Source organism: Acidiphilium sp. PM (genome assembly GCF_000219295.1).
GTDB classification, from domain to species: Bacteria; Pseudomonadota; Alphaproteobacteria; order Acetobacterales; family Acetobacteraceae; genus Acidiphilium; species Acidiphilium multivorum.
Genome location: NZ_AFPR01000375.1, coordinates 1 through 1,018 on the forward strand (window position 1 = coordinate 1; position 1,018 = coordinate 1,018).

The following is a 1,018-nucleotide window of genomic DNA, read 5'->3' on the forward strand; positions in this document are numbered from 1 at the left end:
TCGGCTATGCCTGGCAGCGCGGGCTCGTGCCGGTGAGCCGGGCGGCGATCGCGCAGGCGGTGGAGCTGAACGGGCAGGCGGTCGCCCTCAACCTCGCCGCCTTCGCCTGGGGCCGCGCCGCGGCGCATGACCGCAGCACCGTTGCGGCGGTGGCGGCACCGCCGGGGGCCGAGCCTTCCGGGTTCGACGCGCTGTTCGACATGCTGCGCGACGATCTCGCCGCCTACCAGAACCGCCGCTACGCCGCGCGCTTCGCCGAGACGGTCGCCGCCGTGCGCGAGGCCGAGCGGGCGGTGCGGCCGGACTCGACGGAACTCGCCGAAACCGTGGCGCGCACGCTGCACCGGCTGATGGCCTACAAGGACGAATACGAGGTCGCCCGGCTGTATTCCCGTCCCGCATTCCGCGCCGAGCTCGCGCGCACCTTCACCGACACGCGGGATATCCGCCTGCACCTCGCCCCGCCGCTGCTCGCCCGGCGCGACAAGGTGACCGGCCTGCCGCAAAAGCGCGAATACGGCCCCTGGATGCTGAAGGCGCTTGCCGCGCTGGCGCCGCTGAAGGTGCTGCGCGGCACGGTGCTCGACCCGTTCGGCCACAGCGCCGAGCGGCGGGGCGAGCGCGCGCTGATCGGCCGCTACGAGACCACGGCGCGGCGGATCGCGCTGATGCTGGCCGAGGACAACTTCGCCGCCGCCCTGGCGCTGGCCGCGATTCCCGCCGAGATCCGCGGCTTCGGCCATGTGAAGGCACGCAACCTCGCCGCCGCCGGGGCACGCTGGGCGGAGCGCGAGGCCGCCTTCATCGCGCCGGCCCCGGCAGCCGCGCCGCGACTGCCGGCGGCGGCGGAATAGTCAGCCGCTCAAGCCGGCACGGCGGCGCAGCAGGCGGGCGAAGAGCGGCATGGTGAACATCACCAGCACCACCCGCAGCACATGCACGGCGAGCACGAAGGTCACGTCGGTCCGGGCGGCGATCGCCATCGCCAGCGCGGCATAGATGCCGCCGGGCAGCGTGG

At 74.4% G+C, this 1,018-nt stretch carries 2 protein-coding genes; one reads left to right on the top strand and one right to left on the bottom strand.

What is annotated here, in order from left to right; all coding sequences use genetic code 11:
* Positions 1-854 (top strand): DUF6537 domain-containing protein (locus APM_RS12850; RefSeq protein WP_007423805.1); only part of this gene is annotated, 854 nt, incomplete at its 5' end.
* Here APM_RS12850 and APM_RS23115 read toward each other — a convergent pair.
* On the bottom strand, positions 855-1,013 hold the full coding sequence (locus APM_RS23115) for an AbrB family transcriptional regulator (RefSeq protein ID WP_256379491.1): 159 nt from the start codon (positions 1,011-1,013) through the stop codon (positions 855-857). It abuts the gene before it with no gap.
* Between the last annotated feature and the right edge of the window lie 5 nt (positions 1,014-1,018).